A 16,910-nucleotide genomic window follows, 5' to 3' on the forward strand; every position below is an offset into this window, starting at 1 on the left:
CGGCCTTTTGCTATTTGGGCTCGCGCCACGCCCAGCTGCAGAGCGGGGTGAGGATCTCCGGCAGCGGGATATCCCAATGCTCGGTCGGCAGGCTTTCCACCTGTTGGCAATCATGGGCCAGGCCGATGGGATAGGGGCCATCGCTCTGCCAGTTTTGCAGGGTGCGATCGTAAAAGCCGCCGCCCATGCCCAGACGCTGGCCGGTATGATCGAACGCCACCAGCGGTGTCAACACCACGTCCAGCTCGCCCAGCGGCAGCACCTGGCGCACATCGAGGTGCGGCTCGAGAATATTGAAGCGGTTGCGCACCAGCGGCGTTTCCGGCGCATAGCGTAGGAACAGCAAGTGCCCCGGGCTGAACGGATGCAGCACCGGCAGGTAAACCCGTTTGCCGAGCGTCCACAAACGCTCGATTAGCGGCCCGGTATCGAGTTCGCCGTCAAACGACAGGAATACCGCGATGCTGTGCGCCGCCTGAATACGGCCGTGTGCGACGAGACGTTCGGTTATCTTTTCTGCGGCAAAGCGTTGCTGGCCCGGCGTAAGTTCGCGCCGACGTTGGCGAATGAGTTGACGAATGGCTTGGCGCTGCTGCGCGAATTGGGGTTGAAAAGGCATCGTATCAGGCTTGCTCAGTGTGGCGTTCAGCACACATAAACCGCTGAGAAGGGGAATCTCCGAGATGCCGTCGCAGGCTGTAACCCTTGAACCCATGGTTCAAGGTGAACGTGCCGTCGCAATCTTAAGGCTTCTCGGCGCACCGAGCGTGCTCACCGATCGCGGAGCAACACATTCTGTTTGTACTAAATATCGGCTCAGGGGACTGGCCCGCTGGCGAACATCTCAGAGAAATTTTGTACTCGTTGCTGAAAACTGTGATTTCAACAACTTAAGTTATTCGAATTGCACATCCTGACGTTCAGAGATGCGACCTTGTTCAAGCAGCGCTTGTTCAATGGTCTGCTGCAGCATCCGTATGCGTTGTTCCATATTGGACGCATAATCACGGGTTTTCAACCGTTCTTGAGCAAGTTCGTGACAGACGTTCAATGCCGCGATGAAAACCAGTTGCTCAGTATTGGAGACTCTAGTGCGAACTTTTAGATCTTGCAACCGTTGGTTAAGATCGTCCGCCGCCATATTCAACGCATCTTGTTGTTCTGGCGGGCAATTGACTCTTAACGAGCGGCCAAAAATTTGAATATCTACCGGTTGTGCAGACATGCCACCTTCCTGCCTAAATTTCGCGCCAGCCTTGTCCGCCCTGGCCGGGCCGTCAAAGCGGGCGCCACTATATATACCTCGGTACCAAGATACAACCCCTTTTTCAGTACCTGGTTGTAATCTACTGCGGCAGACATCGCCAGTCAAAAAAGGGTTTCAAAATGCGTATTTACCGCACTTTCGTCACCCGCCGGCGCAGTGTGAGACCTGCCACATCACGATTATAACTAGCCACTGAGGTGTCGCGCTTATCTGGTATAGCGACGGACCTTGGTGGTAGCATACCACGAACTTATCCTGCCAACGATGACGAATGCGCATGTCTATACAGAATACATTTCCAAGTTACCAATCTTTGACCGTGGCCCTCAACCAACAGTCGGTGGCGTTGACCGCGGCAGAAATGCACGGCCTGATCAGCGGCCTGCTGTGCGGCGGCAGCCGTGATGCCGGCTGGCAGGCGCTGGTGCACGATCTGACCAATGAAGGCGTCGCCTTCCCGCAGGCGCTCAGCCAACCGTTGCAGCAGCTGTATGAAGCGACGCGTGAAACGCTGGAAGACGACGAATTCCTGTTCCAACTGATGCTGCCCGAAGGGGAGATCGTCAGCGTGTTCGATCGCGCCGACGCGCTGGCCGGTTGGGTCAACCACTTCCTGCTCGGTTTGGGCATGATGCAGCCGAAGCTGGCCCAGGTGAAAGACGAGGTCGGTGAAGCGATCGACGATCTGCGTAACATCGCGCAGCTGGGCTACGACGAAGACGAAGATCAGGAAGAGTTGGAACAGTCGCTGGAAGAAGTGGCGGAGTATGTGCGGGTCGCCGCCATCATGTGCTACGGCGAATTCACTCGTCACAAGCCGACGGCGCCGGAAAATATCAAACCGACGCTGCACTAAACGTTCTATCGCCCCTCCGCCGGCGGTGCGGATGGCATGATTTCAGGAGAAGGTAATGACTCAGCAGGAATTCAACAACCGCCGTCAGGCGCTGTTGGCGAAAATGGCGCCGGCCAGCGCGGCGGTTATTTTCTCTGCGCCGGAAACGACGCGCAGTGCAGATTCAGACTATCCCTACCGGCAGAACAGCGACTTTTGGTACCTGACCGGCTTCAATGAGCCGGAAGCGGTGCTGGTGCTGATCAAAAGCGACGAAACGCACAACCACAGCGTGCTGTTCAACCGGGTGCGCGACCTGACGGCGGAAATCTGGTTTGGCCGCCGTCTGGGGCAAGACGCCGCGCCGGCGAAGCTGGGCGTGGATCGCGCGCTGCCGTTCGATGAAATCAATGACCAGCTGCACCTGCTGCTGAATGGCCTGGACGTGGTCTACCACGCGCAGGGCGAATACGCCTACGCCGATCAGATCCTGTTCGGCGCGCTGGACAAGCTGCGCAAGGGATTCCGCCAGAATCTGCAGGCGCCGGCCACCGTCACCGACTGGCGGCCGTGGCTGCACGACATGCGGCTGTTCAAATCGCCGGAGGAGCTGGCGGTGATGCGCCGCGCCGGCGAGATCAGCGCGTTGGCACATACCCGCGCGATGGAAAAATGCCGTCCGGGCATGTTCGAATACCAGTTGGAAGCGGAAATTCATCATGAATTCACCCGCCTAGGCGCCCGTTACCCGTCTTACAATACCATCGTCGGCAGCGGCGAAAACGGCTGCATCCTGCACTACACCGAGAACGAGAGCCAGATGCGCGACGGCGATCTGGTGTTGATCGACGCCGGCTGCGAGTATCAGGGGTACGCCGGCGACATTACCCGCACCTTCCCGGTCAACGGCAAGTTCAGCCGGCCGCAGCGCGCAGTGTACGACATCGTGCTGGCGTCGCTGCTGCGTGCGCTGGAGCTGTTCAAACCCGGCACCAGCATCCGCGAAGTCAATGACGAAGTGGTGCGCATCATGGTGGTCGGGCTGGTGGAGCTGGGCGTATTGAAAGGTGAAGTCGACCAGTTGATCGCCGAGCAGGCCCACCGTCAGTTCTTTATGCACGGGCTGAGCCACTGGCTGGGCCTGGACGTGCACGACGTCGGCCATTATGGCACGCCGAGCCGCGATCGGCTGCTGGAGCCGGGTATGGTGCTGACCGTGGAGCCTGGGCTGTATATCGCGCCGGATGCGGACGTGCCGGCGGAATACCGCGGCATCGGCATCCGTATCGAAGACGACATCGTGATCACCGCCGACGGCAATGAAAACCTGACCGCCACCGTGGTGAAAGACGCCGATGCCATCGAAGCGTTGATGGCGGCGGCAAGGTAACGGAATGAGTGTAATTATCGTTGGCGGCGGTATGGCGGGCGCGACGCTGGCGCTGGCCATTTCGTCGCTCACTCAGGGAAGAATGGCGGTGGATCTGGTCGAGGCGACTCGGCCGGACGACCGCAGCCACCCGGGCTTTGACGCTCGCGCCATCGCGCTGGCGCAGGGCACTTGCCAACAGTTGGCGCGCATCGGCGTTTGGCCGGCGCTGCGCGATTGCGCCACGCCGATCACTCAGGTGCACGTCAGCGATCGCGGCCACGCCGGGTTTGTGAATCTGCAGGCGCAGGATTATCAGGTCGATGCGCTCGGCCAGGTGATCGAACTACACGACGCCGGGCAGCGGCTGTTCGCGCTGCTGGCGAAGGCGCCGGGCGTCACGCTGCACTGCCCCGCGCGGGTGGTGGACGTTATTCGCACCGCAGAGCGGGCGGAAGTGCTGCTGGACAATGGCCGACGCCTGGCCGGGCAGCTGCTGGTGGCGGCCGACGGCTCGCGCTCGGCGCTGGCGCAGGCCTGCAATATGCAGTGGCGGCAGGAGGACTATCCACAGTTCGCCACCATCGCCAACGTCACCACGGCGGAAGATCCGCAGGGGCGCGCCTTCGAGCGCTTTACCCGTTACGGGCCGCTGGCGCTGTTGCCGATGTCGCAGGGGCGCAGTTCGCTGGTGTGGTGCCATGCGCGCGAGGATCGCGCCCAGGTCGACGCCTGGGACGACGAGCGCTTTATCGCCGAGCTGCAACAGGCTTTCGGCTGGCGGCTGGGGCGTATCCTCAAGGCCGGCAAACGGCACAGTTACCCACTCGCTCTGCTGACTGCCGATCGCCATGTCAGCCACCGGCTGGCGTTGGTAGGCAACGCGGCGCAGACGCTGCACCCGATCGCCGGGCAGGGGTTCAACCTCGGCCTGCGCGATGTGATGTCGCTGGCGGAAGCGGTGAACAGTGGCGAAGACGCCGGCGGTTATGCGTTGCTGAGCCGCTATCAGCAGCGGCGGCAACAAGATCAGCAGGCGACGATCGGCGTGACCGACGGCTTGATCCATCTGTTCGCCAACCGTTACGGCCCGCTGGTGGTTGGCCGCAATTTGGGGCTGATGGCGATGGAGCGTTTGCCCGCAGTGCGCGACGCCTTCGCCAAGCGTACGCTGGGCTGGGTGGAACGTTAAAGACATAGTCGGGCGCGTTGGCGCGCCCAAAGCGCGGTGCGTCAAGACGTCGCGCGTTATTTAAGGAAATCGAGCAGCATGCAATCATTTGACGTGATTATCGCCGGTGGCGGTATGGTGGGGCTGGCGTTGGCCTGCGGCCTGCAGGGCAGCGGGCTGCGCGTGGCGGTGCTGGAGCAGCGACAGCCGGAGATGGCGCCGCCGTCGGAACAGCCGGCCCTGCGCGTCTCCGCCATCAATGCCGCCAGCGAGCGTTTGCTGCAGCATATCGGCGTATGGGACGACATTCTCCAGCTGCGGGCCAGCGCCTACAACGCAATGGAAGTGTGGGATCGGGACAGCTTCGGCAAAATCGCCTTCCGCGGCGACGAATGCGGCTTCAGCCATCTCGGCCACATTATCGAAAACTCGGTGATCCAGCAGGCGCTGTGGAAGCGCGCCGAAAGCCTGTCGGACATCACGCTGATCACTCCGGCCGCGCTCAAGCAGGTGGCGTGGGGCGAGAACGACGCCTTTATCACGCTGGAGGATGGCCGCATGCTGACCGCCCGGCTGGTAATCGGCGCCGACGGCGCCCAGTCGTGGCTGCGTCAGCACGCGGATATCCCGCTGACCTTCTGGGACTATCGCCACCATGCGCTGGTGGCCACCATCCGCACCGAAGAGCCGCATCAGGCGACGGCGCGGCAAATTTTCCACGGCGACGGCATTCTGGCGTTCTTGCCGTTCAGCGATGCGCATTTGAGCTCCATCGTCTGGTCGGTCGCGCCGGAAGAGGCCGAACGCCTCAAGCAGCTGGAGCCGGAACAATTCAATCGCGAACTGGCGATGGCCTTCGATATGCGTTTGGGCGCCTGCAGCCTGGAAAGCGAACGGCTGGCGTTCCCATTGACCGGCCGCTATGCGCGCAGCTTCGCCGCGCACCGCCTGGCGCTGGTGGGCGATGCGGCGCATACCGTGCATCCGCTGGCCGGGCAGGGCGTGAACCTGGGCTTTATGGACGCCGCCGAGCTGATTTCCGAACTGCGCCGCCTGCAGCGGCAGGGCAAGGATATCGGCCAGCACCTCTATCTGCGCCGCTATGAGCGCCGCCGTAAACATGGTGCGGCGGTGATGTTGGCCAGCATGCAGGGTTTCCACGAACTGTTCGACGGCAACCATCCGGCCAAAAAGCTGCTGCGCGACGTGGGGCTGCGGCTGGCGGACAGCCTGCCGGGCGTCAAACCGAAGTTGGTGCGTCAGGCGATGGGCCTGAACGATCTGCCCGAGTGGCTTGCCTGACCGCCCGCCTTCTGCGAGCCCGCATCGGGCTCGCGCTTCTCGCCTTATGCCATCGTCTTTCCTTATATAACCCTTCATTTGAAATAATCTAATTTCAGCCGCTTTTTATCATTACTTTTTCTAATTCCATGTTCGGTTATCAAAAGTCAGGATCCCATGCCCGGCCGTCGGTTTGTTATATAAGTTCGGAGTTTTGCCGCTTTAATTGTTAATTTTGTGCCTTAAAGCGCATTTTTCCAGTGAAAAACTCTGCACACTAGCCCGGCATTTTACCGCCCCGGAACGGCGATGAGCCTATTTTAACTTATGGTTAATGTGGTCGTTCGGTGATAAGTTCGAGGGAAAGGTATCGTTTGCGTCACGGCGGTTGCACGCAGTTTCCGCCCGTCCCGGCGCAGCATTTGTGTTGAGCAGTCAGTGCGCCATGGCGATCGGGCCGCGAGCCAGGCTCCGCCGCATTGCGTGGCAGCACCCTAACTTCTAGCGACCGAGTGGAAAGAGGGAAAAGATGGCAAAGCAAACCCCACTGTACGACCAGCACGTGGCGTGCGGTGCGCGCATGGTAGACTTTCACGGCTGGATGATGCCGCTGCACTACGGCTCGCAGCTCGATGAGCACCACGCGGTACGTCAGGATGCCGGCATGTTCGATGTGTCTCACATGACCATTGTGGATCTGCACGGCGCCCGCACCCGCGAGTTTCTGCGTTACCTGCTGGCGAACGACGTCGCCAAACTGACCCAACCCGGCAAAGCGCTGTATACCGGCATGCTGAATGCCTCCGGCGGCGTGATCGACGACCTGATCGTTTATTTCCTCACAGAAGACTATTTTCGCCTGGTGGTGAACTCCGCCACGCGCGACAAAGACCTGGCCTGGATCGAAGAGCACGCCGCGCCGTATGGCGTAGCGCTGACGGTGCGCGACGATCTGGCGCTGATCGCGGTGCAGGGCCCGCAGGCCAAAGAGCGCGCCGGTACCCTGTTTACCCCGGAACAAAAAAGCGCGGTCGAAGGCATGAAGCCGTTCTTCGGCGTGCAGGCCGGCGAGCTGTTCATCGCCACCACCGGTTACACCGGTGAGGCCGGCTATGAGATCGCGCTGCCGAAAGAACAGGCGGCGGATTTCTGGCAGAAATTGCTGGCCGCAGGCGTCAAGCCGGCCGGTCTGGGCGCGCGCGACACCCTGCGTCTGGAAGCGGGCATGAACCTTTACGGCCAAGAGATGGACGAAGGCGTTTCGCCGTTGGCCGCCAACATGGGCTGGACTATCGCCTGGCAGCCGGAAGATCGCCGTTTCATCGGCCGCGAAGCGCTGGAACAACAGCGCGATCAGGGCACCGAGCAACTGGTCGGCTTGATCATGACGGAAAAAGGCGTATTACGTAATGAGCTGCCGGTGCGTTTCACCGACGCGGCGGGGCAGACCCACGAAGGCGTGATCACCAGCGGCTCGTTCTCTCCGACCCTGGGCTTCAGCATCGCGCTGGCGCGCGTGCCCGCCGGCATCGGCGAGCAGGCCATCGTGCAGATCCGCAACCGTGAAATGCCGGTCAAAGTGACCAAGCCTGGTTTCGTTCGCGCCGGCAAGCCGCTGACAAATTGATTTTTATTGATTCTTCCCTAGGGATTTCGCGCTGCGGCTAGGCGGCAAGTGCGCGAGTCCTCGGGAGCTTACTGCGGTAAGTGACCGAGGTGAACGTACGCAGCCAACAACGCTGCAGTGTGAAAGACGACGGGAAATTATTTCTTCGAAGGAGTAACCGGCTATGAGCAATGTGCCAACAGAATTGAAATACGCATCCTCCCACGAGTGGGTTCGTTCAGAAGGTAACGGCGTTTACACCGTAGGCATCACCGAACACGCGCAGGAACTGCTGGGCGACATGGTGTTTGTCGACCTGCCGGAAGTGGGCCGCAAGGTCGCCGCCGGTGAAGATTGCGCCGTGGCGGAATCGGTTAAGGCGGCGTCGGACATCTACGCGCCAATCAGCGGCGAAATCGTGGCGGTGAACGCCGAGCTGGAAAGCTCCCCTGAGCTGGTGAACAGCGAACCTTACGGTGAAGGCTTCCTGTTCCAGATTAAAGCCTCAGACGAAGGCGAACTGGCGAACCTGCTGGACGCCGCGGCTTATCAGGCCTCGATCGACGAGTAATCGTGACCACGCCCCAGGCCCTTCCGGCCGGGGCGTTTTAGTTACCGCTCAAGCTATATCCCGTATCACGCAAGCATTCAGGAATTTGTAGCAATGACTCAGACACTCAGCCAACTCGAACACAGCGAAGCGTTCATCGAACGCCATATCGGCTCTTCTGCGGAACAACGCCAGGAGTTGCTGGCAGCGGTGGGCGCTCGCTCGCTCAGCGCGCTGATCCAACAGATCGTGCCGGCGGACATTCAGCTGCCGGGGCCGCCGCCGGTCGGCGACGCGGCGACCGAACATCAGGCGCTGGCTGAGCTGAAGGCGATCGCCTCGCAGAATCAGCGCTACAAATCCTATATCGGCATGGGCTACAGCGCCGTGCTGACGCCGCCGGTGATCCTGCGCAACATGCTGGAAAACCCGGGCTGGTACACCGCCTACACCCCTTATCAGCCGGAAGTGTCGCAGGGCCGTCTGGAAGCGCTACTGAACTTCCAGACCGTGACCCTCGATCTGACCGGTCTGGATCTGGCCTCCGCTTCGCTGCTGGATGAAGCCACCGCCGCCGCCGAAGCGATGGCCTTGGCCAAACGCGCCAGCAAGCTGAAAGACGCCAACCGCTTCTTCGTGGCTGACGACGTGCATCCGCAGACGCTGGACGTGGTGCGCACCCGCGCCGAAACCTTCGGCTTCGATGTCATCGTCGATAAAGCGGAAAAAGTGCTGGAGCTGGACGGCGTGTTCGGCGTGCTGCTGCAACAGGTGGGCACTACCGGTGAACTGCACGACTACAGCGCGCTGCTGGCTGAACTGAAATCGCGCAAAATCATCACCAGCGTGGCCGCCGACATCATGGCCCTGGTACTGCTGACCGCGCCGGGCAAGCAGGGCGCCGACGTGGTGTTCGGCTCCGCGCAACGCTTCGGCGTGCCGATGGGCTACGGCGGCCCACATGCCGCCTTCTTCGCCTGCCGCGACGAGTTCAAGCGCTCGATGCCGGGCCGCATCATCGGCGTTTCCCGCGATGCCGCCGGCAACACCGCGCTGCGCATGGCGATGCAGACCCGCGAGCAGCATATCCGCCGCGAGAAGGCCAACTCGAATATCTGTACCTCGCAGGTGCTGCTGGCCAACATCGCCAGCCTGTACGCGGTGTACCACGGCCCGCAAGGGCTGCAGCGCATCGCCGGGCGTATTCATCGCCTGACCGACATTCTGGCCGCCGGGCTGCAGAAGGCCGGCCTGACGCTGCGTCACAACACCTGGTTCGACACCCTGACCGTTGAAGTGAAAGACAAGGCGGCGGTGCTGGAACGCGCGCTGAGCTTCGGCATCAACCTGCGTACCGACATTCACGGCGCCGTGGGCATCACGCTGGATGAAGCCACCTCGCGTGAAGACGTGCAAACGCTGTTCGCACTGCTGGCCGGCGACAACCACGGTCTGGACATCGACGCGCTGGACGCGGCGGTGAGCAAAAACAGCCAATCGATCCCGGCCGCCATGCTGCGCCAGGAGCCGATCCTGACCCACCCGGTATTCAACCGCTATCACAGCGAAACCGAGATGATGCGTTACATGCATCGCTTGGAGCGTAAGGATCTGGCGCTGAACCAGGCGATGATCCCGCTGGGTTCTTGCACCATGAAATTGAACGCCGCGGCGGAAATGATCCCGATCACCTGGCCTGAATTCTCCGAACTGCACCCGTTCTGCCCGCCGGAGCAGGCCGCCGGTTACCAGCAGATGATCGGCCAACTGTCTCAGTGGCTGGTGCAGCTGACCGGCTATGACGCGGTGTGCATGCAGCCGAACTCCGGCGCGCAGGGCGAATACGCCGGCCTGCTGGCGATCCGCCGCTACCACGAAAGCCGCAACGAAGCGGGCCGTCACGTCTGCCTGATCCCGAGCTCGGCGCACGGCACCAACCCGGCCTCCGCCCAGATGGCGGGCATGAGCGTGGTGGTGGTCGCCTGCGACAAGAACGGCAACATCGACCTGCACGATCTGCGCGTCAAGGCGGAGCAGGCGGGCGAAGAGCTCTCTTGCATCATGGTGACCTACCCGTCGACCCACGGCGTGTATGAAGAAACCATCCGCGAAGTGTGCCAGATCGTGCATCAGTTCGGCGGTCAGGTGTATCTGGACGGCGCCAACATGAACGCCCAGGTGGGCATCACCACGCCAGGCTACATCGGCGCGGACGTTTCGCACCTCAACCTGCATAAAACCTTCTGCATCCCGCACGGCGGCGGTGGCCCGGGCATGGGCCCGATCGGCGTGAAAGCGCACCTGGCCCCGTTCGTACCGGGCCACAGCGTCGTGCAGATCGACGGTGTGACCACCCAGCAGGGCGCGGTCTCCGCGGCGCCGTTCGGCAGCGCCTCCATCCTGCCGATCAGTTGGATGTACATCCGCATGATGGGCGCGGAAGGCCTGAAGCAGGCCAGCCAGATGGCGATCCTGAACGCCAACTACATCGCTACCCGTCTGAAAGACGCGTACCCGATTCTGTATACCGGCCGCGATCACCGCGTGGCGCACGAATGCATCCTCGACATTCGTCCGCTGAAGGAAGAGACCGGCATCAGCGAAATGGACATCGCCAAACGCCTGATCGACTTCGGCTTCCACGCGCCGACCATGTCGTTCCCGGTAGCGGGCACGCTGATGGTCGAGCCGACCGAGTCGGAAAGCAAAGTGGAGCTGGATCGCTTTATCGATGCGATGCTGGCGATCCGCAGCGAGATCGATCGCGTCGCCAAAGGCGAATGGCCGTTGGAAGACAACCCGCTGGTGAATGCGCCGCACGTGCAGGCGGAGCTGGTCAACGACTGGCAGCACCCGTACAGCCGCGAGCTGGCGGTGTTCCCGGTCGCCGGTGTGCGTGAGAACAAGTACTGGCCGAGCGTCAAACGTCTGGACGACGTGTACGGCGACCGTAACCTGTTCTGCTCTTGCGTGCCGATGAGCGATTACGAATAACACGTTCGGCAAAGTTTGTGCTTGAGGGACACCGCATCATGCGGTGTCCCTTTTTATTTTATTGCGGCCTATTCTTTTCTGTACGTTCCCACGATTTGAGGAGTCATCATGCAAGCGGCAATCGTAACAGCGTTAGGGCAAGCCCCGGTTTTCGGCACCTTTGAGGAGCCTCAGGCGCAAGCCGGCGAGGTGCCGATCGACGTGCTGGCGGCCGGTATCAAACAGCTGGATCGCGCCACCGTCGCCGGCACCCATTATTCCAGCCCGAAGCAATTGCCGATCGTGCCCGGCACCGACGGCGTGGGCCGTACGGCGGACGGACAACGGGTGTACTTCGCCTCTTTCCGCCGCCCTTACGGCGCAATGGCCGAGCGCAGCGTCGCGTCATGGACGGTGCCGGTGCCGGAGGCGGTGGACGACGCCACGGCGGCGGCGCTGATCAATCCGGCCTTCGCCGCATGGCTGCCGCTGCGCTGGCGAGCGGATCTGCAGCCTGGTGAAACGGTGCTGATCATCGGCGCTACCGGCACCTCGGGCAAACTGGCGGTTGCAGCGGCGCGTCAGGCGGGGGCCGGACGCATCGTTGCCGCCGGCCGCCGCCTGAGCGTGCTGGAGGCGTTGGGTGTGGACGCCACGGTGGATCTGAGCCTGCAGGGCGAAGCGTTGACGCAGGCCTTCGCTGCGGCGGCGGGGCCGAGCGGTTATCAGGTGATTGTCGATTACATCTGGGGCCCGGCGACGGAAGCACTGCTCGCGACGCTCAATAATCACGATCTGTCGTCTTATGTCGGCGGGCGCGGCATTCGTTTGGTCAACGTCGGTTCGATGGCGGCGCCGGACATCCGGCTGCCAGCGGCGGTGCTGCGCAGCAATCAGTTGCAGATCCTCGGCAGCGGCACCGGCAACTTCCCGCCGATCCCTGAGATGCAGCGCTACGCGACCGAGATTCTGGCGCTGGCGGCGACAGGGGCGCTCACTATCGAGACGCAGGAGCACGCGCTCGAGGAGATCGCTGAGGTGTGGGATCTGAACAAGAAAAGCGACGTACGTTCGGTGATGCGCATCGCTCGCTAAGCTCCAGCCGCTAGCGGCAAGCGCAGACCAGGTGAATATCCTCCGGCTCACGGGCGAACAGCTCGGCATCCGGGCGCTCGATGAGCCGGCAACCCTGCGCCAGGTAGAAGTCTACGGTGCTTTTGTTGGGGATGGAGGAGACGTACAGCCCGGCGGCCCCTTCTTGCTCGGCCTGCCTCAGGCAGAGCTGGAACAGTTGCTTGCCTAGCCCCTGGCCGCGTTGGTGCGCGCTAACGTAAAAGAACAGCAATTGGCGCAGATCCTGCTGCGGGCCGCGCGGCTTGGTGTCCAGCGCCGCCGCCGCTACGATCTCCTTGCCGTCGAACAGCGCGAAAAACGCGCCACCGCGATCGAAACATGCCTCGTGGATTGGCGTATAGGTTTCCCGATCGTGCGGATCCCAACCGCGTACATCATAGTAGTCCGGGTAGGGCTGCAGCTTGCCGTCTTGCAGGCGATACAGGGTGTCGATAATTTCACTGCGGTCGATATCCCATAGCCGGTCAAGTTGTTGCCGTTGCAGCAGTACAGGGGCGATCATGTTCGTGATTAACTCTCAATCTGTGGCCGGTAACTTTCCGGCAAATCGATGATAAAGCCGATGCCGCGATCGTCGAGGCCCTCGGTGATGCGCAGCTGTGCGCCGATTTTGTCGGCCAGGTTGCGGGCGATGGCTAATCCCAGTCCGCTGCCGGTCTGCTGCGTGCCGGGCACGCGGTAAAAGCGTTCAAACAGGCGCGGAAGGTGCTCTTCGCTCACTCCGAGGCCGTTGTCGCGCAAAGTAATATAGCAGCCGAGCGGCGCCAGCGAGCGGATATTGGCTTCGATGCGGCTGCCGGGCGGCGCGTACTTGAGCGCGTTGTCCAGCAGATTGGTGAAGATGGCGATCAGCGCATGGCGATCGGTGCTCACCACCACGTCCTCACTGCCGTCGAGCGACAGTTCGACGTCTTTTTCCAACGCATAGGGAACGTGCTGCGCGATGCATTTGCCGATTTCGGCATAGATGTCCACCGCCTCAATTTTCAGCGGAAAATCTTCCGCCTCCAGCTTGGCCAGGTTGATCAGCTGGCGCGACAGCGACGCCGCGCGATCCAGCCCTTGCTGCATGTCGCCGATGATCTCCTGGCGTTCCTGCCGCTCCGAAACCTGAGTCAGCAGATGCAGCTGCGCCAGCACGGCGGCGATCGGCGTGCGCAGTTCGTGCGCCGCATCGGCCATAAAGCGTTTCTCGCGCTGGTTGGCGGCGTCGATGCGCGCCATCAGCTTATTGACCTCCACCACCACCGGCCGGATCTCCTGATACTGCTCGCTGACGTTGATCGGCGACAGGTTGCCCGGCTGGCGATCGGAAATGGTGCGGGCGATCTGGCGCAGCGGCCGCAGGCTGAAGTAGGCGGTAAACAGTAAGGTGATGATGATCGCCGCCAGAATGCCCAGCAGCGGTAGGGCGGTGCTCTCCGCCGGGTTGCCGAAAATGGTGGTACGGTTGTCGAAGGATTCGCCGACAATCACCCTAAACTGCTGCTTATCGCTCCAGCTACCGGCGATATGCCATTCCACGTTGGCGTAGCTGATGGTGCCGGTCAGCACCGTCGGAGGCAGATTCAGCGGTTGTTCCTGCCGGGGCGAGGCGTAAATAAGCCGATTGTCACGATCGTAAACCAAAAATAACGGGCGATAGTCTAGTTCTTCCACGGCGCCGTTTTTAATCGATTCGATATACATCTCCTCGATATCTTTGATGATGTCGATATAACGGGGATCGGCAATGTCGGTTTTGTCGAGAATATTAGCGATGCCGAGTGCGACAAGGCGCTGCTGATTATCCAAATACTTTTCTGCATCAGGGTAATAGAAGTATTTCACCCAGCCGATTAATACTCCCCACAGCAGCAATATAGCCATAACCTGAAAAACAATGGTGCGCATAAAGAAGGATTTGAAACTGATCATCCCGTTACTCTTTTTTCAGCAAATAGCCAATGCCGCGTACGGTAATGATTCTTTCTTTACCGATCTTGCGGCGTAAATTATGCATATGCACTTCCAGCGAGTTGCTTTCCACGCTGTCACCGTGGCCGAACAGCCGCTGTTCCAACACCGCTTTGCGCACCACGGTGCCGGCGCAGCGCATCAGCTCGTGCAGCAGGTGGTATTCTTTTTTCGACAGCATCAGCAGTTCGTTATCCAGCGTCACCTGATGGTTGACCGGATCGAGATACAGCGTGCCGAGGCTCCAGGTTTGCGAAGCGAAGCCGGCCATGCGCCGGTTGACCGCCTTGACGCGCGAGATGAGCTCGGGCAGTGCAAAGGGTTTGGCCAGAAAGTCGTCCGCGCCGGAATCCAGGCTGTTCACCAGGCTTTCGATGCGGTCACGGGCGGTCAGGATGATGATCGGGATATTTTGCCCGGCGGCGCGCCAGGCGATCAGTTTCTGCAGACCGTCGCCGTCCGGCAGCGTGAGATCCAACAGCATCAAGTCGAACCCGCCGGGTGAAAGTTTATTTTCCGCGTCCGCGAGCAGGCGCACCCAGCACAAATTAAAGCCGGTTAGCTCCAATGCGCGGCACAGCGCCTTGCCTAATTGCAGGTCGTCTTCCACCAACAGTATGTTCACGTTTATTCCGCTGAGATCCTTGAGTCGCGATTATCTAACTATAACCCTGACGGGAAGACAACGGGGAAACCCGCTTTGCCTGCGCGTTCTTAAGCAAACCTTAATCTGGCTTTAATCTCGCGTTAAGGGAGCGCGAGGGAATTTCAGTTATTTTTGTCGCCATTCGATATCACCACAGAGAGGGCGACAATGCGCACTGACGGTTACCCGAGCGCGGGCGCTTCGCGGCGGCTGATGGATTCAGGCTTGGCGATGCTGCTCATTCTGTTGATGCTGTCGTTTCGCGGCGATGTGCACAGCCCTGCTCACAAAGGCCTGCATGCTTCCGCTTTGCAGCGGGGCCATCAGGTGGCGGTAACGGACGCCTCCGGCTGCGCGAAATACCGGATTAAAAAGCTGCTGCGCCGCCTGGCTCAGCTCTGAAGCGTTTTCTAGAGCGCCGCTCTATACTCTGACGGGCAAACGGGGTGCCTGTGTGCAGGCCGTTATTTTTATATCGCCAACCAGAGAAAAAAATACGATGACGAAAGTGGCATTGGTGACTGGCGCAAGCCGGGGAATTGGCCGCGCGACCGCCTTGTTGTTGGCCCGGCAGGGCTATGCGGTGGGCGTGAATTACCTGCGCGACGAAAGTGCGGCACGGCAGGTGGTGACGGAGATCGAGGCGCAGGGCGGCAAGGCGCTGGCATTGCAGGCCGACGTGGCCGACGAAGCGCAGGTGATGGCGATGTTCGGCGCACTGGATGCCGGGCTGGGCACGCTCAGCGCGCTGGTCAACAACGCCGGCATTCTGTTCCAGCAGGCGAACATTGAACAACTGACCGCCGAGCGCATCAATCAGGTGCTGAGCACCAACGTTACCGGTTACTTCCTGTGTTGCCGCGAGGCGGTGAAGCGCATGGCGCTGCGCCATGGCGGGCAGGGCGGCGCTATCGTCAATGTGTCCTCCGCCGCTTCCCGTTTAGGCGCGCCGGGGGAATATGTGGATTATGCCGCCTCGAAAGGCGCCGTCGATACGCTGACCATCGGGTTATCGCGGGAAGTGGCGGCGCAGGGCATTCGCGTCAACGGCGTGCGGCCCGGTTTCATTTATACCGAGATGCACGCCAGCGGCGGCGAGCCCGGCCGGGTGGATCGCGTGAAGGACAGTTTGCCGATGCAGCGCGGCGGCCATCCGCAGGAAGTGGCGGAGGCGATCGCCTGGTTGCTGTCCGACGCCGCGTCTTACGTGACCGGCACTTTTATCGAGGCTGCAGGCGGGCGTTGAACGCATCCGGAGGGTTTTGGCATCTCTCCGGAGGCGATGTGCTTTGGTTAAATAACAACCAAAATGTGGTTGCAAAAATGTATGTTTATTTTGAATGGAATCAGAATAAAAATCACAGTAACCAACGCAAACACCGTGTCAGCGTTGAGATTGCGCAGCGAGTTTTTCTGGATCCCAACCATTTGGCTGTGCTGGAAAGATCGAGGGCGGAGAAGAACCTTGGCAAACGATCGGTATGGTCGGCTCCTGTTTGCTGCTGCTGGTGGCGCATACGACGATCGAAACGGATGTCGATGGCGATACGATAGAGATCGTGCGCATCATTTCAGCACGCAAGGCCGATGCCAAACAGAGGGGAATATATGAAGCGCAAAAATTCCGCCAAAAATCTGGCTCATAGCGTACTCCCTCCGTTGACGGAGGAGCAGAAAGCACAACTTGCTTCGCTGAGCGCGTTGCCGGACGAGGATATCGATTACGCCGATGCGCCGGCGCTGGGGGAGGAAACGTGGCAGACTGCGGTGCAGGGGCGTTTTTATAAACCGATGAAAGTATCGAAAACCATCCGCATCGATGCGGATGTGCTGGCCTGGCTTCAGCGGCCAGGCAAAGGCTATCAGAAACGCCTGAATGCCGTTCTGCGTGAAGCGATGTTGAAAGAGCATGAGCACGAGGAATAATGTGTGTCAGGCGGCTAACAATCCGGTGAGGCTCTCGCCGGATTTTTTTTGCCGTTTTTTCAGGTAATGCCTCTCAACCTCGACTGTCTATTGGCGGCGTTCGGTCAAAACCACAAAAACGGTCATTAACGGTCATGTTGCGGAACGTGGAATTGTGACCGTTTACCGTTTCTCTGCTGTGCGCCTCAGGCATTCG

16 protein-coding genes, 1 other RNA gene and 1 pseudogene are annotated in these 16,910 nt (G+C 60.7%); 12 read left to right on the forward strand and 6 right to left on the reverse strand.

Going from position 1 to position 16,910, the window contains the following annotated elements:
* Positions 1 to 10: 10 nt before the first annotated feature.
* The 3 genes from AC6BYQ_RS20820 to zapA form a co-directional block, all read right to left on the reverse strand.
* A complete protein-coding gene (locus AC6BYQ_RS20820) occupies positions 11 to 619 on the reverse strand; it encodes a 5-formyltetrahydrofolate cyclo-ligase (RefSeq protein ID WP_019455628.1) in 609 nt (202 codons plus the stop codon).
* A gap of 52 nt (positions 620 to 671) precedes the next feature.
* A non-coding RNA gene (gene ssrS / locus AC6BYQ_RS20825) (6S RNA) lies at positions 672 to 854 on the reverse strand.
* Between the two features lie 41 nt (positions 855 to 895).
* The gene (gene zapA, locus AC6BYQ_RS20830) at positions 896 to 1,225 is read right to left on the reverse strand and encodes a cell division protein ZapA (protein ID WP_019455629.1); all 330 of its coding nucleotides are present in this window, start codon (positions 1,223 to 1,225) and stop codon (positions 896 to 898) included.
* 319 nt (positions 1,226 to 1,544) lie between these two features.
* On the opposite strand from zapA, the gene AC6BYQ_RS20835 reads away from it, so the two are divergent.
* From AC6BYQ_RS20835 to AC6BYQ_RS20870, 8 genes are all read left to right on the forward strand, one after another.
* Positions 1,545 to 2,123 (forward strand): YecA/YgfB family protein, encoded by a 579-nt coding sequence (locus AC6BYQ_RS20835; protein WP_025160211.1) that lies wholly within the window; start codon positions 1,545 to 1,547, stop codon positions 2,121 to 2,123.
* Positions 2,124 to 2,178: 55 nt separating this feature from the next.
* Positions 2,179 to 3,492, forward strand: coding sequence for a Xaa-Pro aminopeptidase (pepP, locus tag AC6BYQ_RS20840; RefSeq protein ID WP_019455631.1), 1,314 nt, complete (start codon positions 2,179 to 2,181; stop codon positions 3,490 to 3,492).
* Positions 3,493 to 3,496: 4 nt separating this feature from the next.
* The gene (gene ubiH, locus AC6BYQ_RS20845; protein ID WP_498057485.1) at positions 3,497 to 4,663 is read left to right on the forward strand and encodes a 2-octaprenyl-6-methoxyphenyl hydroxylase; all 1,167 of its coding nucleotides are present in this window, start codon (positions 3,497 to 3,499) and stop codon (positions 4,661 to 4,663) included.
* 78 nt (positions 4,664 to 4,741) lie between these two features.
* Positions 4,742 to 5,944, forward strand: coding sequence for an FAD-dependent 2-octaprenylphenol hydroxylase (gene ubiI / locus AC6BYQ_RS20850; protein WP_498057486.1), 1,203 nt, complete (start codon positions 4,742 to 4,744; stop codon positions 5,942 to 5,944).
* 508 nt (positions 5,945 to 6,452) lie between these two features.
* On the forward strand, positions 6,453 to 7,550 hold the full coding sequence (gcvT, locus tag AC6BYQ_RS20855) for a glycine cleavage system aminomethyltransferase GcvT (RefSeq protein ID WP_019455634.1): 1,098 nt from the start codon (positions 6,453 to 6,455) through the stop codon (positions 7,548 to 7,550).
* A gap of 163 nt (positions 7,551 to 7,713) precedes the next feature.
* Positions 7,714 to 8,100, forward strand: coding sequence for a glycine cleavage system protein GcvH (gcvH, locus tag AC6BYQ_RS20860; RefSeq protein WP_025160212.1), 387 nt, complete (start codon positions 7,714 to 7,716; stop codon positions 8,098 to 8,100).
* 93 nt (positions 8,101 to 8,193) lie between these two features.
* On the forward strand, positions 8,194 to 11,073 hold the full coding sequence (gene gcvP, locus AC6BYQ_RS20865) for an aminomethyl-transferring glycine dehydrogenase (RefSeq protein WP_154747435.1): 2,880 nt from the start codon (positions 8,194 to 8,196) through the stop codon (positions 11,071 to 11,073).
* Between the two features lie 108 nt (positions 11,074 to 11,181).
* Complete coding sequence (locus AC6BYQ_RS20870) at positions 11,182 to 12,147, forward strand: quinone oxidoreductase family protein (protein ID WP_154747436.1); 966 nt, start codon at positions 11,182 to 11,184, stop codon at positions 12,145 to 12,147.
* Positions 12,148 to 12,157: 10 nt separating this feature from the next.
* Here the strand turns inward: AC6BYQ_RS20870 and AC6BYQ_RS20875 are convergent, their stop codons facing one another.
* The 3 genes from AC6BYQ_RS20875 to AC6BYQ_RS20885 are packed head-to-tail and all read right to left on the reverse strand — an operon-like array spanning position 12,158 to position 14,767.
* Complete coding sequence (locus tag AC6BYQ_RS20875; protein ID WP_498057515.1) at positions 12,158 to 12,685, reverse strand: GNAT family N-acetyltransferase; 528 nt, start codon at positions 12,683 to 12,685, stop codon at positions 12,158 to 12,160.
* 11 nt (positions 12,686 to 12,696) lie between these two features.
* Positions 12,697 to 14,103: an ATP-binding protein gene (locus tag AC6BYQ_RS20880; RefSeq protein ID WP_019455639.1), complete on the reverse strand. Its 1,407-nt coding sequence runs from the start codon at positions 14,101 to 14,103 to the stop codon at positions 12,697 to 12,699.
* A gap of 4 nt (positions 14,104 to 14,107) precedes the next feature.
* Complete coding sequence (locus tag AC6BYQ_RS20885; protein ID WP_019455640.1) at positions 14,108 to 14,767, reverse strand: response regulator; 660 nt, start codon at positions 14,765 to 14,767, stop codon at positions 14,108 to 14,110.
* Positions 14,768 to 14,956: 189 nt separating this feature from the next.
* Between AC6BYQ_RS20885 and AC6BYQ_RS20890 the strand changes: the two genes are divergently transcribed.
* The 4 genes and pseudogenes from AC6BYQ_RS20890 to AC6BYQ_RS20905 all read left to right on the forward strand — a co-directional run bounded on the left by AC6BYQ_RS20890 (position 14,957) and on the right by AC6BYQ_RS20905 (position 16,714).
* Positions 14,957 to 15,190 (forward strand): hypothetical protein, encoded by a 234-nt coding sequence (locus AC6BYQ_RS20890; protein WP_019455641.1) that lies wholly within the window; start codon positions 14,957 to 14,959, stop codon positions 15,188 to 15,190.
* A gap of 97 nt (positions 15,191 to 15,287) precedes the next feature.
* On the forward strand, positions 15,288 to 16,034 hold the full coding sequence (locus tag AC6BYQ_RS20895; protein WP_498057487.1) for an SDR family oxidoreductase: 747 nt from the start codon (positions 15,288 to 15,290) through the stop codon (positions 16,032 to 16,034).
* 77 nt (positions 16,035 to 16,111) lie between these two features.
* Positions 16,112 to 16,434 (forward strand): annotated as a pseudogene (locus AC6BYQ_RS20900) (BrnT family toxin).
* A complete protein-coding gene (locus AC6BYQ_RS20905; protein ID WP_063917974.1) occupies positions 16,397 to 16,714 on the forward strand; it encodes a BrnA antitoxin family protein in 318 nt (105 codons plus the stop codon). Before AC6BYQ_RS20900 ends, AC6BYQ_RS20905 begins: the two are co-directional and overlap by 38 nt.
* Positions 16,715 to 16,910 lie beyond the last annotated feature (196 nt).

The organism is Serratia sp. LTN-2 (genome assembly GCF_059740205.1).